The following is a 2,524-nucleotide window of genomic DNA, read 5'->3' as shown; positions in this document are numbered from 1 at the left end:
GATCCGCCAGCGCCGCATCGGCAATGCCGGTCTCCTCCAGCCACGCGAGGAAGCCGCGGACCTGGCTGGCGTACACGCGCGGCGTCTCGCCGGTGATCGGTGCGCCGACGAGCGCCATGACGTACTCGGCGTGGATCACCTCGAGGTGGTCGGGCAACCGGCGCAGACGCTCGCTGCGCCGCTGCGTGTTATCGGAACCGGAATCGGTCACGGAGTCGAGGTCGAAGAGCGCGTTTTCGGAACCGATTGCGGGAGATAGGTTCCTGAAAGCGGGGTTATCGTGAGCCGACATGCCCCAGAGTGTCGCACCGGACGCCGACAGGTCGGGTCACGCGTGCTCCTTGTGAATCTGATCCAGGATCCACGCTCGTTTAGCCGCTCGGTCTGGGAGCTGATCGAGTTCGATCTGTATGGCATCTACCGTGGATTGGATCCCCGCGATATTCCGAGGTGGCAGGTTCAGGAGCGTTGCGGCGAGTGGAGTAGCAACCACGCCAGCCGCGCCTGCATCTATCGACTGCCGTATGTGCCGTGAGGAGCCGTCCCACACCGCGAAGTCTGGTGCGATGTCATGCATTTCGGTGATCTCGCCGAGCGAGACTTTCGCGAGCTTGCCGCCGAGGGGAAGCAATCCGGCGGCTTGCGCCCATGCCGCCAGGTCCGGTGTGAAGACCTGCCCACCGAACATGGGGTGGCTATAGATGGTGCTTCCTGCAGGCAGGTTTCGTAGGAATTGCTCAGCGGAGCTACGGTCCGCAGCGTTCAATACGGCCATCGGCGTCACTTGACGATCGGCCGCAGCCCGAATGTCGTTGGGCGACCATGAACACGCGAGCAGGCGGGCAGGGTCTACAGCTGAAAGCCACACATCAAGCACCGCGGCCCGCTCATCGCCGCTCAGGTTGTGACCTGAGGTTGTGGAACCGTTGAGCAGGTAGAAGTCGGTCCAGCCGCGCCCGGCGGCTGCGGCGTAGCGGCGCGTGGCCGCCAGGTCGAGAGTGCCGGCCTCGCGTACGAGGTGCATCGCGGGCACGACGATGGTGCAGTGCGCGGCTTGCACGGTTTCGGTGATTCGGCGTGCCGCACTAACGGGATCAACTGTGGACGTATCGACGCGAATGTCGGCGGTGGCAAGGCGTGGTGTCGCGTCCCAAGCCGCGAGGCGGGCTGCGGTGTCGTTTGTTCCTCGAGCAGCACTCCGTGCCGCAGCCACGTCTCGTGGGCACCACAGTTCGACTATGACCCACCGGACTGTGGGCACGGCAGTGAGTAGCGCGTCTATCGCCTCTGGCTGGCCGACGTGCAGCACGGGGGTGTCGCCAGCATCGAGCAGCGCAGCCAGCTCGGATCGGTCAATGACGTAGGTGGCGCCGTACCTCTGATTGGCGTAGATGACGTCGCCAGCCGCAACGAGCTGCGCGAGATCATCAGCTGAGCCGATCCGGTATCCGGCCGCTCGTCCCGGCCCGACCTTAAGCCGCTGATAGTGGCGGAATTTTGGGTCTGCTTCAGCGAGTGCGCTCGTCACGGTGTCCTTGCCCGCCGCAGGCGGGCCGTACATCACGATCGCAGTGCTCATGCTCAATCCATCAGCGACTTGATCAGGGCCTGTGCCTGCTCGCGGAGGGGTGGCGAATCGGCATCGTTGGTGACGATCGTGTGCTCCCACGCTGGGGTGAATTCAAGATCTGCGCCGGTGATGTACTCGTCCCAGTGCGCCAACTTCCAACTATCACGCGCCGCGCCGCGCCGCGTGATGTACGAGTGCATCGACTCTGGTGTGCATCGAATCCAGGCCACGGTCATGTCCGCGCCCAGCGTGTCCAACTCAACTGCGGTTCGTCGGAACCAAGCTTCAGAACTGAACTCCTTGATGAACGGTGCAGTCGCGATGACCGATACACCGCACCCAACGTTCTCGCGAATCGCTGCTGCGAGGCATTCGTATTCGACCGGCCGAACTTGCTTCAGATACAGGGCTGATTCTCGGTCGCTCGCGGTGCTGCCGAGTTGCGTCAACGCCATATCAACGACGCTGCGGGTCAGAGTGTCCTTGTCCAGCATGGCCCAGCCACTCAGCCGCGCCAGCGTTCGGCCGAACTCTGTCTTGCCACTTCCTGCGTAGCCGCCAACGTAGATGACTTGTGGTCGCCCGGTCCGCCGACGCGGTGCACCAGGTGCCGCGGCCTCGCTCACAACGCGACCCGACCGTGGCCGAGTGACTACCAAGCCGTCTTTCTCAAGAATCGCCATCGCATCGTTGATCGGCGCGACGCTCACGCCGAACTGTGCGGCCAGTGCGCGCGTGCTCGGCAGCTTCTGTCCCGGCCGAAGTCGGCCAGCCTCTATCTCGTTGCGAAGTTCTCGAGCGATTTGACGGTGCCGCGCTTCCCCTGTGGCTTCCATATACCCTCCTCCGCTCTTCCTGGCCAGTGAAACCTATCAGTTGATACCCACACAAACTGTGTGGGTAGACGAGAACATCCAGATCGCACCGCTTTGTGACCAAAAACTCGCCAATCAC

The 2,524-nt window shown here is 63.3% G+C and carries 3 protein-coding genes; all 3 read right to left on the bottom strand.

What is annotated here, in order from left to right; genetic code table 11:
* The coding region (locus tag AB0M74_RS35150; protein WP_366530624.1) for a hypothetical protein at positions 1-211 on the bottom strand (211 nt) is incomplete at its 3' end.
* A 117-nt stretch (positions 212-328) separates the two neighbouring features.
* Positions 329-1,579 carry a hypothetical protein gene (locus AB0M74_RS35145; protein WP_366530623.1) on the bottom strand — a complete coding sequence of 417 codons (1,251 nt, stop codon included), beginning with the start codon at positions 1,577-1,579 and terminating at the stop codon, positions 329-331.
* Positions 1,580-1,581: 2 nt separating this feature from the next.
* The gene (locus AB0M74_RS35140; protein WP_366530622.1) at positions 1,582-2,406 is read right to left on the bottom strand and encodes a GntR family transcriptional regulator; all 825 of its coding nucleotides are present in this window, start codon (positions 2,404-2,406) and stop codon (positions 1,582-1,584) included.
* Positions 2,407-2,524: the final 118 nt, after the last annotated feature.

It is taken from the genome of Nocardia sp. NPDC051463 (genome assembly GCF_040681975.1).
In the GTDB taxonomy this organism is placed as follows: domain Bacteria; phylum Actinomycetota; class Actinomycetes; order Mycobacteriales; family Mycobacteriaceae; genus Nocardia.
The sequence above is the reverse complement of the archived record's forward strand: the minus strand, read 5'-3'. Positions and strand labels throughout refer to the sequence as shown.

Coding starts and splice junctions, on each gene's coding strand:
- AB0M74_RS35145 (WP_366530623.1), bottom strand. CDS start 1,579: ATGAGCACTGCGATCGTGATGTACGGCCCGCCTGCGGCGGGCAAGGAC.
- AB0M74_RS35140 (WP_366530622.1), bottom strand. CDS start 2,406: ATGGAAGCCACAGGGGAAGCGCGGCACCGTCAAATCGCTCGAGAACTT.